14 protein-coding genes and 1 rRNA gene are annotated in these 16,282 nt (G+C 71.3%); 12 read left to right on the forward strand and 3 right to left on the reverse strand.

The annotated features are described in order from the left end of the window. Window positions 1–9: 9 nt before the first annotated feature. Window positions 10–126 (forward strand): 5S ribosomal RNA (gene rrf / locus FPZ12_RS42750). Window positions 127–358: 232 nt separating this feature from the next. Here the strand turns inward: rrf and FPZ12_RS46770 are convergent. Next, window positions 359–1,891, reverse strand: a complete 1,533-nt coding sequence (locus tag FPZ12_RS46770; protein WP_243770322.1) for a hypothetical protein — start codon at window positions 1,889–1,891, stop codon at window positions 359–361. A 30-nt stretch (window positions 1,892–1,921) separates the two neighbouring features. Between FPZ12_RS46770 and FPZ12_RS42755 the strand changes: the two genes are divergently transcribed. The 10 genes from FPZ12_RS42755 (at window position 1,922) to FPZ12_RS42800 (ending at window position 13,540) form a co-directional block, all read left to right on the forward strand. Beyond that, window positions 1,922–2,782, forward strand: coding sequence for a midas domain-containing protein (locus tag FPZ12_RS42755; RefSeq protein ID WP_243770323.1), 861 nt, complete (start codon window positions 1,922–1,924; stop codon window positions 2,780–2,782). Next, window positions 2,775–3,785 carry an HAD-IIA family hydrolase gene (locus tag FPZ12_RS42760; protein ID WP_144758279.1) on the forward strand — a complete coding sequence of 337 codons (1,011 nt, stop codon included), beginning with the start codon at window positions 2,775–2,777 and terminating at the stop codon, window positions 3,783–3,785. Before FPZ12_RS42755 ends, FPZ12_RS42760 begins: the two co-directional genes overlap by 8 nt. A 22-nt stretch (window positions 3,786–3,807) precedes the next feature. Beyond that, complete coding sequence (locus tag FPZ12_RS42765) at window positions 3,808–4,005, forward strand: hypothetical protein (RefSeq protein WP_166463093.1); 198 nt, start codon at window positions 3,808–3,810, stop codon at window positions 4,003–4,005. Between the two features lie 3 nt (window positions 4,006–4,008). Further along, window positions 4,009–4,818: a TlyA family RNA methyltransferase gene (locus tag FPZ12_RS42770; protein ID WP_144758274.1), complete on the forward strand. Its 810-nt coding sequence runs from the start codon at window positions 4,009–4,011 to the stop codon at window positions 4,816–4,818. Continuing rightward, window positions 4,815–5,720, forward strand: a complete 906-nt coding sequence (locus FPZ12_RS42775) for an NAD kinase (RefSeq protein ID WP_144758273.1) — start codon at window positions 4,815–4,817, stop codon at window positions 5,718–5,720. Before FPZ12_RS42770 ends, FPZ12_RS42775 begins: the two co-directional genes overlap by 4 nt. 88 nt (window positions 5,721–5,808) lie before the next feature. Next, the gene (recN, locus tag FPZ12_RS42780) at window positions 5,809–7,614 is read left to right on the forward strand and encodes a DNA repair protein RecN (protein ID WP_208026210.1); all 1,806 of its coding nucleotides are present in this window, start codon (window positions 5,809–5,811) and stop codon (window positions 7,612–7,614) included. A 76-nt stretch (window positions 7,615–7,690) separates the two neighbouring features. After that, entirely contained in the window at window positions 7,691–8,875 is a 1,185-nt protein-coding gene (steA, locus tag FPZ12_RS42785) for a putative cytokinetic ring protein SteA (protein WP_144758271.1), read from the forward strand. After that, entirely contained in the window at window positions 8,872–9,819 is a 948-nt protein-coding gene (locus FPZ12_RS42790) for a copper transporter (RefSeq protein ID WP_144758268.1), read from the forward strand. The genes steA and FPZ12_RS42790 overlap by 4 nt, the downstream gene beginning before the upstream one ends. Window positions 9,820–9,993: 174 nt before the next feature. Beyond that, window positions 9,994–10,455 carry a nuclear transport factor 2 family protein gene (locus tag FPZ12_RS42795; RefSeq protein WP_144758266.1) on the forward strand — a complete coding sequence of 154 codons (462 nt, stop codon included), beginning with the start codon at window positions 9,994–9,996 and terminating at the stop codon, window positions 10,453–10,455. 13 nt (window positions 10,456–10,468) lie between these two features. Then, entirely contained in the window at window positions 10,469–13,540 is a 3,072-nt protein-coding gene (locus tag FPZ12_RS42800) for a UvrD-helicase domain-containing protein (RefSeq protein WP_208026208.1), read from the forward strand. Here FPZ12_RS42800 and FPZ12_RS42805 read toward each other — a convergent pair. Next, on the reverse strand, window positions 13,537–14,376 hold the full coding sequence (locus tag FPZ12_RS42805) for a TIGR03621 family F420-dependent LLM class oxidoreductase (protein ID WP_144758262.1): 840 nt from the start codon (window positions 14,374–14,376) through the stop codon (window positions 13,537–13,539). The genes FPZ12_RS42800 and FPZ12_RS42805 overlap by 4 nt on opposite strands. 133 nt (window positions 14,377–14,509) lie before the next feature. Here FPZ12_RS42805 and FPZ12_RS42810 point away from each other — a divergent pair, with 133 nt between their 5' ends. Next, window positions 14,510–15,355, forward strand: a complete 846-nt coding sequence (locus FPZ12_RS42810; protein ID WP_144758260.1) for an LLM class flavin-dependent oxidoreductase — start codon at window positions 14,510–14,512, stop codon at window positions 15,353–15,355. On the opposite strand, the gene FPZ12_RS42815 is transcribed toward FPZ12_RS42810, so the two are convergent. Next, entirely contained in the window at window positions 15,352–16,182 is an 831-nt protein-coding gene (locus FPZ12_RS42815; RefSeq protein ID WP_208026209.1) for a nitroreductase/quinone reductase family protein, read from the reverse strand. The genes FPZ12_RS42810 and FPZ12_RS42815 overlap by 4 nt on opposite strands. Between the last annotated feature and the right edge of the window lie 100 nt (window positions 16,183–16,282).

Genomic DNA, 16,282 nt, shown 5'->3' on the forward strand with positions numbered 1-16,282 from the left:
TCGTGGTGTTTCGGTGGTCATGGCGGCGGGGAAACGCCCGGTCCCATTCCGAACCCGGAAGCTAAGCCCGCCAGCGCCGATGGTACTGCAACCGAAGGGTTGTGGGAGAGTAGGACACCGCCGAACTTTACTTCCGAAGGGCCCGCTAGGATAGCCGGTTGGCTGCTCCTAGCGGGCCCTTTGTGCGTGTTGCACTTAGACTTTTCTCAACTTCATCGAGGAGGAAGACGTGGCGGAGTACGGACGGCGCGACGCTGAGGACGACGCGTCCGGCCGCCCACGACGCCGTGACTCGGCCCCCGGAAACCGACGCGCAGGTGCCCCGCGTGACGACGAACGCGGGCAAGGCTACGGCAAGTCAGGGCAGCGCGACCGAGGCCGCGGTGACGCCGGCAGGTCCCGCGAAGGGGACCGCCGTTCCACCGGTGGCAAGTTCGAAGGCCGCGGCGACCGCCCGTCCTGGAACAAGGACCGGCGTGACGACCGCCAGGGCGGCGCACGCGGTGGCGACAAGCGGTACAACAACGACTCTCGTGACGACCGCGGCTACCGCGGCTCGCGCGACGACAGGCAAGGCGGCTCCCGGCAGGGCGGCGGTTACGGCGGCTCGCGCGACGACCGCGGCCGGGGTGACCGCAAGTTCAACGACCGCGGTGGCAACCGGGGTCAGGGCGGCGACCGCAAGTTCGGTGACCGTCGCGAGGACAGCGGTCGCGGCGGTCACGGCTCGCGTGACGAGCGGGGCCGTGGTGGCCGTGACTTCGGCGGCTCCCGGGATGACCGGGGCCGCGACTTCCGTGGCTCGCGTGATGATCGCCGTTCCGGCGGCGGGCGCGACTTCGGCGGCGACCGGGGCCGTGGTTCCGGCGGACGTGACGACCGTGGCCGGTCCGGTGGCTACCGAGGCGATGACAAGCGCCCCGGCGGTTTCCGCGCCGACGGCCCCCGCGGCGGCCGGAAGTTCGACGACTCCCGCGGTGGTCGGAACTTCCAGGACGACCGCGGTCCCCGGGACCGCACCGCCGGCGGCGACCGTGGCCCCCGCGGCAGCAACTTCCGCGACGATCGCGCCCCCCGCGGCGACCGCAACGTCCGTGATGATCGTGGCCCTCGCAGCGGCGGCAAGTTCGGTGACGATCGTGGCCCTCGCAGCGGCGGCAAGTTCGGTGACGATCGTGGCCCTCGCAGCGGCGGCAAGTTCGGTGACGATCGTGGCCCTCGCAGCGGCGGCAAGTTCGGTGACGATCGTGGCCCTCGCAGCGGCGGCAAGTTCGGTGACGACCGGGGCCCTCGTAGCGGCGGCAAGTTCGGCGACGACCGGGGCCCTCGCAGCGGCGGCAAGTTCGGTGACGATCGTGGCCCTCGCAGCGGCGGCAAGTTCGGCGATGACCGGGGCCCGCGTAGTGGGGGCAGGTTCGGCGACGACCGCGGTCCCCGTGGCGGCGGGAACTTCCGCGACGACCGGGGCCCACGCAGTGACCGCAACTTCCGGGACGATCGTGGTCCCCGTGGCGGCGGGAACTTCCGCGACGACCGGGGTTCCCGCGATGACCGTAGCTCCCGGGGCGACCGGAAGTTCGGCGAACGCGGGCCACGCGATGACCGGCGGCCCACGGGGTCCCGTGAGCGCCGCGAGCACCACGGCACCGGCCCGCGCGGGGACTTCCCGCGTACTCCCCGCAGGGCCAACGAGCAGCTCGACGACGCGACCCTGGCGAAGGAACTCCTCGAAGCGCCCGAGCTGCCCGAGGACATCGACTTCTCCGACCTCGACGAGGAAGCCCGCCGCGAACTTCGGACGCTGCCCAAGCAGCTCGCCGAGACCGTCGGCAAGCATCTGGTCGCCGCCGGCGGGCTGATCGACGTCGACCCGGAGGCCGCGCTCGCGCACGCCCGGTACGCGAAGACCAAGGCCTCACGCGTGCCGATCGTGCGGGAGGCGCTCGGTTTGGTCTCCTACCACGCCGGCAACTGGGCCGAAGCGCTGTCCGAGCTGCGTGCGGTCCGCCGCATGACCCGCACGGACAACCACATCGCGGTCATCGCCGACGCGGAGCGCGCGCTGGGCCGCCCGGAACGCGCACTGGACCTCGCGAAGGAGGCGAGGGGCAGTGACCTTCCCCGGGACGTCGAGATCGAGCTGCGCATCGTCGCCGCCGGGGCGCGGCGGGACATGGGGCAGCTCGACGCCGCGGTCGTCTCGCTGCAGGGGTCGGATCTCGACCCGGCGAAGCGCGACCCGTGGAGCGCACGACTGTTCTACGCGTACGCGGACAACCTCGCCGCCGCCGGGCGCGAGGAAGAGGCGATCCGGTGGTTCCTCACGGCCGCCGAGGCAGACGACGAGGACGAGACCGACGCTGCCGACCGCGCCGCCCGCCTGACCGCGGGCGAAGAGCCGGAAGACGACGCCGCCGAACTCGAGGTTGACGAGCCCGCCGACGAAGCCCTCGACGAGAACGACGAGCTCGAAGACGACACCGCCGACCTCGACGACGAGGCCGAAGACGACACCGTTGAACTCGACGATGACGAGGCCGCCGACGAAGCCCTTGATGACAACGAGGCCGACGAGCTCGAAGACGACACTGTCGACCTCGACCATGACGGGCCCGCCGACGAGGAGCCCGAGAACGCGGCCGACGAGCTCGAAGGCGACGCCGACGAAATCGCCGACGACGCCGACGAGGCCGCGGGGGAGGAACCCCGCGCGCCCGAATCGGACGATGCAGTCGGCGACAATCCCGACGACCAGCCCGGAGGCAAGGCGAAGGATGACTGACGGCGACACGCTCCTCTCGCTGTACGACGCCGTCCTGCTCGACCTCGACGGCACGGTTTACCACGGCCCCCGCCCGATCCCTGGCGTCGCCGAGGCGATCCGGGACGCGCGGGGGCACGGGGCGGCCGTCCGGTTCGTCACCAACAACGCCTCCAAGGCACCCGGTGACGTCGTGGAAACGCTGCGCTCCATGCAGATCGACGCGGAGATCGCCGAGGTCAGCACCAGCGCGCAGGCCGGGGCCAAGCTCGCCTGGCAACAGCTCGACGAAGGACAGACCGTCCTGGTCGTCGGCGCGCCCGCGCTGATCGCGGAGGTCGAGGCGCTCGGCCTCCGCGCGGTCCGCGAGTACAGCGAAGACGTCGCCGCCGTCGTCCAGGGGCATTGGCCGGGCACCGGCTGGAAGCACCTCGCCGAGGCGGCGCTGGCCATCCGCGGCGGGGCGCGCTGGGTGGCCTGCAACGTCGACGTCACCCTGCCCACCGAGCGCGGCCTGCTGCCGGGCAACGGGGCGATGGTCGCGGCCCTCCGCGCGGCGACGGGTGCCGAGCCCGCCGTCGCCGGGAAGCCTGCCGCGCCGTTGCTGCGCACGGCCTCCGAGTCGGCCGGCGCCCGCAAACCACTTGTGGTGGGGGACAGGCTGGACACCGACATCGCGGGCGGGGTCGCCGCGGGGTTCGACTCGCTCCTCGTCCTGACCGGGGTGTCGACCCCGGCCGACCTGCTCGCCGCCGCGCCCGAGGAACGTCCCACCTACGTCGCGGCGGAGCTGAGCGCCCTTGCCGCCCCGGCGAAAGACCTCCTGATCGGCCCGCGTGACGGCTGGCGGGTGCGGGTCGACTCCGATGCGCTCGCCGTCGCCGGCGACGGGGCACGCGACGGTTCCGAGCTGCTTCGCGCGCTGTGCGAAGTGGCCTGGGAGTCGGGCGTCACGACGGTGCGCGCGGAGGACGAAGCGGCCCGCGCGGCACTCGCCGGGCTGGGGTTCACATCCGCCGCCTGATCGATCCGTTAGCGTGGTGAGCGTGCAGCAACAACCCAACCCGCAGCCGTACCCGGTGCCGGGTCCGCCGCCGCAACCCGCCGACCCGCGCGCGGGCATCGAAGAGGCCATGAACGGCCTCGAGAACCTCGACGAGGTGCCCCTCTCGGAACACGTCGAGCGGTTCGACGCGGTCCACACCGAGCTCACCTTCGCCCTGTCCAGCATCGACAAGGTTTGACGGATGCCCCGTAGGGCCCGCCTCGACGCCGAGCTCGTCCGCCGGGGCCTGGCCCGCTCCCGTGAGCACGCCAGCACCCTCATCGGCGAAGGCAAGGTCACGGTGCGCGGCATGGTCGCGAGCAAACCGGCCACCGGGGTGTCGGCCGACGCGCCGATCGTCGTCCGTGACGCCGACGACCCGGGCTGGGCCTCTCGCGGCGCGCACAAACTCCTGGGCGCGCTGGAGGCTTTCGAGCCGCTCGGCCTGTCCGTCGCGGGCAAACGCTGCTTGGACGCCGGCGCCTCCACCGGCGGCTTCACCGACGTGCTGCTGCGCCGCGGCGCCCGTGAGGTCGTCGCCGCCGACGTCGGCCGCGGCCTGCTCGACTGGCGCCTGCAGACCGACGACCGTGTCGTGGTGCTGGACAAGACGAACGTCCGCAACCTGACGCCCGAACAGACCGGCGGCCCGGTCGACGTCGTCGTCGGCGACCTTTCCTTCATCTCGCTCAAGCTCGTGCTGCCCGCGTTGCTCGCCTGCGCCGAAGAACACGCCGACCTGGTGCCGATGGTCAAACCACAGTTCGAGGTCGGCAAAGAACGCCTCGGCAGCGGTGGCGTCGTCCGCGATCCGGAGCTGCGCGCGCAGTCGGTGCTGGACGTCCTCGCCGCGGCGGCGGAACTGGGGCTGCACGCGCGGGCCGTGGTGGCGAGCCCGTTGCCGGGTCCGTCCGGCAACGTCGAGTACTTCGCCTGGCTGCGCCGCGAACCGTCCACTGTGGACGAGGTGGCGGAGCTGGTGCGCGCCGCGGTCAGAGAGGGCCCACAGTGAACGAAAACCGCGAGGTGCTCCTCGTCCTGCACCCGGACAGGGAGACCAGCCGCGAGGCCGCGCAGAAGGTCGCGGGCAAGTTCGCCGCGGCGGGCATCGGGCTTCGCGTGGCCGACCCGGACGTGCGCGACGTCATCGGCGGGGACGCGAACGCGTGCCGGCTGGTGGATTCCGGCGCGCATCCCGCCGACGGCGCCGAGCTGGTCCTGGTGCTCGGCGGCGACGGAACCCTGTTGCGGGCGGCCGAAATCGCGCGCCCGGCGAGTGTGCCGGTGCTGGGCGTGAACCTGGGCCGCGTCGGGTTCCTCACCGAGGCCGATTCGGACGCGCTCGAGGACACCGTGCACCGCGTCGTCGAACGCGACTACACCGTGGAGAAGCGGATGACCGTCGACGTGACGGTGACCGTGGACGGTGAGCGCGTGGCCGAAACGTGGGCGCTGAACGAGGCGAGCGTGGAGAAGGAGTCCCGGGAACGGGTGCTCGACGCGCTGATCGAGGTGGACAGCCGCCCGGTTTCGGCGTTCGGCTGCGACGGTGTGTTGTGCGCCACCCCGACCGGTTCGACGGCGTACGCGTTCTCCGCGGGCGGGCCGATCATCTGGCCGGACGTCGAGGCGTTGCTCGTCGTGCCGAGCAACGCGCACGCCATGTTCTCGCGGCCGCTGGTGGTTTCGCGGAATTCGGTGATCACGGTGGACATCGCACCGGACGGGGCGCCCGCCGTGCTGACCTGCGACGGGTTGCGGCACGTGCCGTTGCCGCCGGGGGCGCGGGTGAAGGTGGTCGCCGGGCGCGTGCCGGTGCGGCTGGCCCGCTTGTGGCGCGGGCCCTTCACGGACCGGCTCGTGCACAAGTTCGCGCTACCGGTGAAGGGCTGGCGGGAGCGCCACTCCGGCTGAGCGCGCTGACCGGCTTTTTCACCATTCGGCCCCGACGCGATCGAACATACATTCGCAAATGTCGGTGGGTGCCGCTACGGTGGTGCCCGTGCTGGCCGAGATGCGCATCCAGGGCCTCGGAGTGATCGAGGACGCCCTGCTCGAACTGCACCCGGGATTCACCGTGGTCACCGGGGAAACGGGTGCGGGCAAGACGATGGTGGTCACCGGGTTGCACCTGCTCTCCGGTGGGCGTGCGGAAGCCTCCAAGGTCCGCAACGGCACCGGCAAGGCGACCGTGGAGGGCCGGTTCGAGGGCGTGTTCGCCGAGCACGTCGCCCGGATCGTGACCGACGCCGGTGGCGAGGCCGATGAGGACGGCAGCCTGATAGCGCTGCGTTCGGTGGGCGCCGACGGGCGTTCCCGCGCGCACCTCGGCGGCCGGTCGGTGCCGGTGAACGTGTTGTCGGACTTGGCGGACAGGCTGCTGGCGGTGCACGGGCAGAACGATCAGCTGCGACTGCTGCGTTCGTCCGAGCAGCGTGATGTCCTGGACCGCTTCGCCGGGGACGCGGTGGCCAAACCGCTGACCGGATACCGTTCGGTCCGGGACGAATGGCATTCCGTGGTCACCGAGCTGGCCGAGCGGCAGACCCGCTCCCGCGAGATGGCGCAGCAGGCGGATCTGCTTCGCCACGGGCTGGACGAGATCGCGGCCGTGGAGCCGCAAGCCGGTGAGGACGCCGAGCTGGCCGAGCAGATCAAACGCCTCGCGGCGGCCGACGAGCTGCGCAGCGCGGCCGGGTCCGCGCAGGGCGCCGTGTCGGGCTCCCCGGACGGCGACCCGGATCAGCCGGGCGCGCTCGGTCTGGTCGGCGAGGCGCGGCGAAGGCTTGCCGCGGCTGAGGATCCGGTGCTGCGTGAGCTGGAGCCGCGGCTGGCGGAAGCGGCCGTGCTGCTGTCGGACGTCGGCGCCGAGCTGGGCGGTTACCTCGACGGGCTGGACGCGGACCCGGAGCGGCTCGAGCAGGTGCTCGCGCGCCAGGCGGAGCTGAAGAAGCTCACCCGCAAGTACGCGGCCGATGTGGACGGTGTGCTGGCCTGGGCCGAGGACGCCCGCGCCCGTCTGTCCACTATGGACACCTCCGAGGAGGCGCTGGCGGAGCTGGCGGCGAAACGGGACGAGCTGGCCGTCGAGCTGGCGGGGCACGCGGCGAAGCTGTCGGCCGCGCGGGCGAAGGCCGCCGAGCAGCTGGCCGAGGCGATCACCGCCGAGCTTTCCGGGCTGGCGATGGGCCAGGCCGAGATCGACGTGACGGTCCGCCGCCGCACCACGGACAGCTCGGACGCCCAGGGCCTTCGCGTGGAAGACGAGCTGGTGCACGCGGGCCCGGACGGAATCGACGACGTGGAGCTGTTGCTCAAGGCGCACGCGGCCGCGCCGCCGATGCCGGTGCACAAGGCGGCGTCCGGCGGTGAGCTGTCCCGCGTGATGCTCGCGATCGAGGTCGTGCTCGCGCACGCGGACACGGTGCAGACGCTGGTGTTCGACGAGGTCGACGCCGGGGTCGGCGGCCGCGCGGCGGTGGAGGTCGGCAGGCGGCTGGCCCGGCTCGCCCGCAGCCACCAGGTCCTCGTGGTCACGCACCTGCCGCAGGTCGCCGCGTTCGCGGACCGGCATCTGGTGGTGGACAAGGGAACCGCGAAGGGCATCACGCGCAGCGGCGTGAAACTGCTCGAACCGTCCGACCGGGTGGAAGAGCTGGCGCGGATGCTGGCCGGGATGGACGGCACCGAGACCGGGCGCGCGCACGCCGAGGAGTTACTCGCCGTGGCGGAGGCGGACAAGACTTCCCCTGGTCCAGAAGGGAAAAAGGGCTCCGGCAAGGGCTCCAAGCGGCGTAAACAGGGCTAGGAATCACCCTCACGAAGAGCCACGCCCCCGGCGTGTTGGCCGCGCCATCGGGCGTCTGTTTGTCACTATCGGTGGTATGAAGCTGACCGGCCTGCTCACGCGCAACACCGAGAACCTTCCCGGACTCGTCGGTGTCGCCAGGGTGGATCGGCGCACGCGGGAGCTCCTGCGCCGGATCAGCCCGGGTGACGTGGTCGTCCTCGACCAGCTCGACCTCGATCGCGCCACCGCCGACGCGCTGGTGGAAGCCGAGGTCGCCGCGGTCGTCAACGCCTCGCCCTCGATCTCGGGCCGGTTTCCCAACCTGGGTCCCGAAGTCGTGGTCGGCGCCGGCATCCCGCTGATCGACGCGGTCGGCGGGGAGGTGTTCCGCAAACTCAAGGACGGCAGCAAGATCCGCCTCCACGAGGGCGTGGTCTACGTCGGCGAGCGGCGGATCGCCTCGGGCACCGAGCTGACCCCGGAGATGGTCGCCGACCAGATGATCGAGGCCAAGGCCGGGATGTCGACCCAGCTGGAAGCCTTCTCCGCCAACACGATCGAGTTCCTGCGCCGCGAGCGCACGCTGATCCTCGACGGGGTCGGCGTGCCCGACGTGCGGGTTTCGCTGCGCGACCGGCACGTGCTCGTCGTCGCGCCCGGCAAGGGGCACGCCGCGGACCTCAAGGCGCTCAAGAAGTACATCGCCGAGCACCGGCCGGTGCTGGTCGGCGTGGACGGCGGCGCGGACACCCTGCGCGAGCTGCGCTACCAGCCGGACATCATCGTCGGCGACCCGAACGGGATCGACGCGGAAACGCTCAAGTCCGGCGCCGAGGTCGTCGTGCCGGCGCAGCCGGACGGGCACGCGCCGGGGATCACCCGCATCCAGGACCTGGGCATCGGGGCGGTCACGTTCCCGGCGTCGGGCAACCCGGAGGACCTGGCGCTGCTGATCGCCGACACGCACGAGGCGAGCCTCGTGGTCACCGTCGGGTTCCAGGCCACCCTGCGGGAGTTCCTGGACCACGGCCGCTCGGGCTCGAACCCGTCGACGTTCCTCACCCGGCTCAAGCTGGGCACGAAGATCGTGGACGGCAAGGCGGTCGCCGCGCTGCACCGCAGCCGGGTTTCCGTCGGCGCGGTCGTGCTGCTGGTGCTGGCCGCGCTGATCGTCGTCGCCGTCGCGCTGCTGATGTCCGATGTGGGCAGTGTCTACCTGGACTGGCTGCGGGACACCTGGAATTCCTTCACAAGCTGGGTCAAGGGGCTTTTCGCGTGATCTCTCTGCGGTACCACATCATCTCGATCGCGGCGGTCTTCCTCGCGCTGGCGGTCGGGGTGGTGCTCGGCTCGACGGCGCTGAGCGGTTCGCTGCTGTCCGGGCTGTCGAACGAGAAGGGCGAGCTGGCCAGCCAGGTCTCCGATCTGCAGGCACAGCGCAACGAGCTGAACGCGCGGCTGAACGACGCCGACTCGTTCGCCGGCGCGATGGGGCCGAAGATCGTCGCGGGCGCGCTGGACAAGCGGAGCGTGGTCATGGTGACCACCGAGGAGACCAGCCCGGCTGACCGGGACGCGCTGAAACAGCTGATCACCCAGTCCGGCGCCACGGTGACCGGCGAGCTGCAGCTGACGGCGTCCTTCATGGACCCGGCGAAGGCCGACCAGCTGCGCCAGGTGGTGACCCGGCTGCAGCCGGCGGGGGCGACGTTCCCGACCGCCGGTGATCCGGGGACGCTGGCCGGCGCGCTGGTGGGTTCGGTGCTGCTGCTCAACAAGGACACCGCGCAGCCGCAGTCGAGCACCGACGAGCTGGCGGCCGCGATCGGCGGGCTGACCGACGGCGGGTTCGTCAAGGCCAGCCCCAACATCGGCCCCGGCCAGCTCGCCGTGGTGATGACGGCGGGACAGGCCACCGGCGACGGCGCGGGCGACAAAGCCGCGACGCTGGCCCGGTTTTCCGCGCAGCTGGACCGTTCCGGCGCGGGCACCGTGCTGGCCGGGGACCCGGCCTCGGCGTCGGGCACCGGCGCCGTCGGCGTCGTGCGCGCGGACACCTCCGCCACCTCCATCCTGTCCACAGTGGACAATGTGAACAGCGCGGCGGGTCGCGTCGCGACCGTGCTGGCGTTGCGTGAGCAGCTCGACGGCGCGGTGGGCCGGTACGGGATCGCGGGCAACGCGCAGGCGCCCGCTCCCGGCGTGAATCCGGCGGGCAGTTAGCGCTCGCCGATCCGGACTCTCTCGGAGCCTCCGGTCGGAGTGCGGTTTCGTACCGCGCTCGGCCGGAGGCTCTTTTGCGTGCCGGTGCGGTGGGCCGCGGTCTGTACCGCACTGGCACGCGGTTGGGTACAACCCGCGCGGGCCCGGGCTGCCCGCGGAAATAGCTTGATCCGCATGGTTGACTCCCTTTCCGTCCAGGACCGGCACCAGCGCGCGCACAGTGCTGTCGCCCGGTTCCACGAGCGGCTCGTCGCCCGCGATCTGTACGGGCTGGGCCACGTGTGGGCGCCGCACGGAACGCTGGAGTTCCCGTTCGCCCCGCCCGGGTGGCCGAAGCTGCGCGGGCGCCGGGAGATCCTCGACTACCTGCGCGATTTCCTGCGCGAGGTGCGGGTGACGGAGATCGTGGAAGAGACCCGGCACGAGACGGCGGATCCGGACGTGCTCGTGGTGGAGTGGGTGGCGGCGGCCGCCGCGGTGCGGTCCGGGCGGCACTACCGGCTGCCGTACGTGAGCATCCTGGAGGTGGGCGCGCTGGGCATCCTGTCCTTCCGGGACTACTGGAGCCCGCTGGCCACCGGGCATGCGCTGGGCAGGCTCGACGAGCTGATCGCGAGCCAGGAAAGCGCTTCCTGACCGCTGTGGCAAGATGCCGCGGGTGCGCTTTATCGCCGATCTGCACATCCATTCGAAGTATTCGCGTGCCTGCAGCAAGGACTGCGATCTCGAACATCTGACCTGGTGGGCGCGGCGCAAGGGTGTTTCTCTCGTCGGCACCGGGGATTTCACGCATCCGGCGTGGTTCGAGCACCTGCGTGAGAACCTCGTGCCCGCGGACCCCGGGCTGTTCCGGCTGCGCGACGATCTGGACGCCGACAGCCGGCGGCGGCTGCCGCCCGCGTGCGCGCCCACGGACGTCCGGTTCATGCTTTCGGTGGAGATTTCCACGATCTACAAACGCGGAGAGCGCACGCGCAAGGTGCACCACCTCATCTACGTCCCGGACTTCGAGGCGGCGGAGAAGTTCAACACCGCGCTCGGCCGGATCGGCAACCTCGGTTCCGACGGGCGGCCCATCCTCGGGCTGGACTCGCGCGATCTGCTGGAGATCACGCTGGAGGCGGGCGCGGAGTCCTATCTGGTGCCGGCGCACGTGTGGACGCCGTGGTTCGCCGTGCTGGGCTCGAAATCCGGGTTCGACGCGATCGAGGACTGCTACGCCGATCTGGCCGACCACGTGTTCGCGCTGGAGACGGGCCTGAGCTCGGATCCCGAGATGAACTGGCGGATCTCCGGGCTCGACAAGTACCGCCTGGTCAGCAATTCCGACGCGCACTCCCCGCCGATGCTGGGCCGCGAGGCGACGCTGTTCGACACCGATCTCGACTACTACGCGGTGAAACGCGCGCTGGAAACCGGGAACGGGCACGCGGGCTCGATCGAGTTCTTCCCGGAGGAGGGCAAGTACCACGTCGACGGGCACCGCAAATGCGGCGTCCGGATGGAGCCGGCGGAGACGAGGGAACACGGCGGGCGCTGCCCGGAATGCGGGAAACCGCTGACCGTGGGCGTGCTCAGCCGGGTCGAGGACCTCGCGGACCGCGCCGAGGCGGTGCGCCCGGCGGGTGCGCCGGAGTTCCGCAGCCTCGTGCCGCTGCCCGAGATCATGAGCGAAATCCTCGGGGTGGGGCCGAAAAGCAAGAAGGTGCTCGGCGAGATCGACAAGCTCACCGCGGCGTTCGGGCCGGAACTGTCGATCCTGCAGGACGTTCCGCCCGAGGACCTGGAGACGCGTTCGCCGCTGCTGGGCGAAGCCGTGCGGAGGCTGCGCCGCGGCGAGGTGATCCGCGACCCCGGCTACGACGGCGAGTACGGCGTGATCCGGTTGTTCGAGCCGGGGGAGCTGAGTCGTAACGCGACCATCGGCCTGTTCGACGACGGATTGTTCGCGAGTGAGAAACCCGTTGCCCCGCAACGGAAACCGGCCGCGCCCGCCGTGGTGGAGGAGAAGCCGGAGCCCGTGCCCGCGCCGGTGACAGGGTCGCTGCTGGACGGGCTCGACGAGGACCAGCGGGCGGCCGCGGCGAGTGACTGCGGTCCGCTGCTGATCATCGCGGGCCCTGGCACGGGGAAGACGCGCACGCTGACGCATCGCATCGCGCATCTGGTCACCGAGCGCGGCGTCGCTCCCGAGCACTGTCTCGCGATCACCTTCACGCGCCGGGCCGCCGAGGAGATGGCGGAGCGGCTGGCATCGCTCGCGCCGGAGCAGGCGGAAAAGCTGACCGTGGCGACGTTCCACTCGCTCGGCGTGCGCATCCTGCGTCAGCAGCACGACCGCGCCGGGCTGAGCGCGGACTTCGGAATCGCCGACCAGCCCCGGCAGCTCGCGATGATCGCGGAGATCACCGGTGACGTGCCGGGAGCCCGGCGCAGACTCAGGGAGCTGTCGCGTGCGCGGCGCACCGGTGCCGCCGACGAACTGGCCGAGCGCTACACGAAAGCCTTGCGCCAGCAGGATCTTGTCGATTTCGACGATCTGGTCGCGGTGCCCGCCGCGCTGCTCGCGGAGGATGAGGCCCTCGCCGCCGGGTATCGCGATCGGTACCGGTGGATCTCCGTGGACGAGTACCAGGACGTGGACGAGCAGCAGTACCGGCTGCTGCGGCTGCTCGCGCCGCCGGACGGGAACCTCACCGCGATCGGCGACCCGGACCAGGCGATCTACTCCTTCCGCGGCGCCGATGTCGGGTTCTTCCTGCGCTTCCAGGAGGATTTCGCCGGTGCGCGCACGGTGCGGCTGGACCGCAACTACCGCTCCAGCGCGCACATCCTGCGCGCGGCCACGCAGGCCATCGCGCCGTCGACCCTGGTGCCGGACCGCGAATTACGGCCGCTGGGCGACCACGGCGACGCGCTCGTGGGGTTGTGTGCGGTGGCCGACGAACGGGGCGAGGCGTCGTTCGTCGCGCGCACGATCGACCAGCTGCTGGGCGGTTCGTCGTTCCACTCGCTCGACAGCGGGCGGGTGAGCACCGACGGCACGCAGGGGCTGGACTTCAACGACTTCGCCGTGCTCTACCGGACCGACCGGCAGGCGCGCGCGGTGATGGAAGCGCTGACCCAGGCCGGGGTGCCGTTCCAGAAGCGTTCGCACGACAGGCTTTCCGAGCGGCCTGGCGTGGAACCGATCCTCGCCGAACTGGCCTTCGAAGGCAGCGGCACCGCGCTGGAACGGGTTCGCCGCGCCGGGGACGTGCTGATCGAGCGCGGCGCGGAGGCCGCTGAGATCCACTCGGCGGTGGAGCTGCTCAAGCCGCTCGCGGCGGAGTGCGGGGACGATCTCGCCCGGTTCCGCACCGAGCTGGCGCTGGGCGTCGAGGTGGACACGTGGGATCCGCGCGCGGACCGGGTTTCGCTGCTCACCCTGCACGCGGCCAAAGGCCTGGAGTTCCCGGTGGTGTTCGTCATCGGCTGCGAGGACGGGCTGCTGCCGCTGCGCTGGCCGGGCGAGGATGGCGACGATTTCGCGGAGGAGCGGCGATTGCTGTTCGTCGGGATCACCCGCGCGCGGCGGCACCTCTACCTCAGTCACGCCGCCGAACGGTCCGGGCGCGCGGTGCGCCGCTCGCCGTTCCTGGCGGACGTGACCGAGGGAGTGGAGCAGCTCGAGACCGTTTCCCGTGTCAGGCCAAGGGAAACCCAGCTGCGGCTGCTCTAGGTGCCGGCGAGTTCCTCGACGATCGGCGCGGCCGAGTCCAGCGTCTGCACGTTGAAGGTGACGTAGGAAATGCCCAGCTCGTCGCGTCGGCGCTTGAGGACGTCGGCGGGGGAGGAGCCGTTGAGCACCGAGACGTGCGCGTTGTCCTTGGCCTGCGCCGGGTCGATGCCGAACCGTTGCACGAATGGCGACAGCTCGCCGTCGCCGACGGAGAAGACGTTCACGCTCAGCTCGAGGTCGTCGAACCGCTGACCCGCGATTTCGCGCACCAGGCCGAGCTTCGTGGCCAGGCCGGCCTCGGAACCGTCGGCGTGCACGGCCAGGATGTCGGCGCGCTGGGCGGCGACGGTGAGGAGCTTGTCGCCGCCGCCCGCCACCATGATCGGCGGCCGTGGCTTCTGCACCGGCTGGAAAGCCTTGTCCTGCAAGAAAAGCCTGTCGACGGTGTCGATGATCTCGGCGACCTGCCGCACGCGTGAGCCGGCCGTGCCGTAGGGGACGCCGAGCACCTCGGCGTTGTGGGCGCCGTCCGGACGCCCGGCACCGATGCCGAGTTCGAAGCGGCCTTCGGAGAGCTGGTCGAGTGTCGCGGTCTCCCAGGCGATCAGGCCCGGCGGGCGCAGCGGCGCGGCGAGCACGAAGTTGCCGAACCGGAGCCGCTCCGTGGTGGCGGCGGCCGCGGCGAGCGCGGGAAAGGCGGACTGGATGCCGACGCCGTCGGGCATCAGCAGCGTGGAGAAACCGAGGTTCTCCGCCTGTTGTGCCAGTTTCGTCCAGTCCCGGGCCGAGCCGGCGGACGTGGCGACGAGGCCGAAACGAAATAACCGGTCGGGCAAGGCTCGCTCCTTTGCTAGGGTGCGGGTACTCCAACGATCATGCTCCCGGGAACCACGCCGCGGCACGGGAGCGAAGGAAAAACCGGAGGGGCGGCACGGTAATGGCCCCTGCCCTTCTGGGAGGAACCGCACGATGAACGTCGGAATCGGCCTGCCCATCGCCGAACCCGAAACCCTGCTCGACTGGGCCCGGCGCGCGGACGCCGGGCCCTTCCGCTCACTCGGCCTGCTCGACAGGCTGGTCTGGGACAACCCGGAACCGCTGGTCACCCTGGCCGCGCTGGCGGGCGCGACGACTCGTGTCCGGGTGCAGACCGAGGTGCTGCTCGCGCCGCTGCGCGAGCCCGCGTTGCTCGCGAAGCAGGCCGCGACGCTCGACAGGATGTCCGGCGGGCGGTTCACGCTCGGGCTCGGCGTCGGCGGCCGGGAGGACGAGTTCACCGTCGTCGGCGGCGACGTGCGCCGCCGCGGCAAGCGGCTCGACGAGCAGATGGCTTTGCTGCGCCGGATCTGGTCGGGCGAACCTTACTCGGACGAGATCGGCCCGATCGGCCCCGCGCCGGTGAAGGGCGGTCCGGAGGTGCTCTTCGGCGCCTTCGCCCCGCCCGCGCTGGAACGGGTGGCGCGCTGGGGCGACGGGTTCCTGTGCGCGGCGCCGTTGAGTTTCGCGGGGAGTCTGTTCGACTCCGTGCGCGGGTTCTGGTCCCAGGCCGGGCGCGCCGGCGAGCCGCGGATGGTCGCGCAGGTGAACGTCGCGCTCGGGCCGGAGTCCACTGTGGACGAAGCTCGTTCGGCGATCCTCGCGTACTACGGGTTCGGCGGCGACTACGCGGCCACCGTGGCGGCCGGGATGCTCACCACCCCGGCCGCGATCCGCGAAGCCATCCAGGGCTTCGGTGATCTGGGTGCGGACGAGGTGATGCTCTATTGCTGGTCGCCGGACGTGCACCAGCTCGACCGCATCGCCGAAATCCTTTAGGCCGCGGGAAAAAGACTCGCCTCTTCGTAGGCGAAATGCTCTTCGAGGCCGTCGGTGATGCGGTCCAGCGCGGCGCCGATCCTGCCGGGGTCGGCGCCGCCGGTCAGCACCGACCGCAGCTCGGCGAGCTTTTCGGCGACCACGTGATGTTCGGCGCGGAGCCGGGCGATGGCGGGGCGCAGCGCGGGGGAGTGGTCCTCGAACGCGGTGAACGCGCCGTTTTCCCGGATGTGGTGCAGATCCAGGTGATCGCAGAAGGTCAGGCAATGCTCGGCGAGCGCGCGCTGGGGCGCGTCCGGGACCACGCCTGCCGCCAGGGCCTCGCGGAGTCGGGCGAGTTCGGCGCGTAGCTCCGCGTGGTGCCGCCGGAGTTGCGCGCTGACCGCCTCGACGCGTGCTGAACCGTCGCCCAGAGCCAGTGGGTGGAGCGCGACCACGGGGATGACGCGCGTGGTTTTCCGTTGGTACTCCGCGAAAGCCGGGTCGCGCTCGGCCTGCTCGCGGTAGTGGCGATCGCGTTCGGCGCCCTCCAGCGGCGTGGCCTGGGTGGCGTAGGTGCGCAGGCGGCCGTCTTCGCCGATCTCGACAGTGACCTGCGGGTACGCGAGCAGGTTGTGGTACCAGGCCGGGTGGTGGGGTGCTCCCGCGTTGCTGGCGAAAACCAGGAGCCGTGCGCCGTCGCGGAAGTAGACGGCGGGGTTGGTGCGGGGCGCTCCGCTGCGGGCGCCCTGGGTGGTCAGCAGGACGAGCGGCGCTCCCTCGAACATGCCGCCCACCCGGCCGCCGTTGCGGCGGAACTCCTCGATGACGCGCTGGTTGAACTCCACGATGCACCGCCTCGCTGAGATGATTTGCTTTGCGAGCAAAGCTATCAGGAACGGGATGAGAGCGGTGTTCGCTGCGAGTGAACGGGGTGGTGGATGGGGT

The organism is Amycolatopsis acidicola (assembly GCF_007713735.2).
Taxonomy (GTDB): Bacteria; Actinomycetota; Actinomycetes; order Mycobacteriales; family Pseudonocardiaceae; genus Amycolatopsis_E; species Amycolatopsis_E acidicola.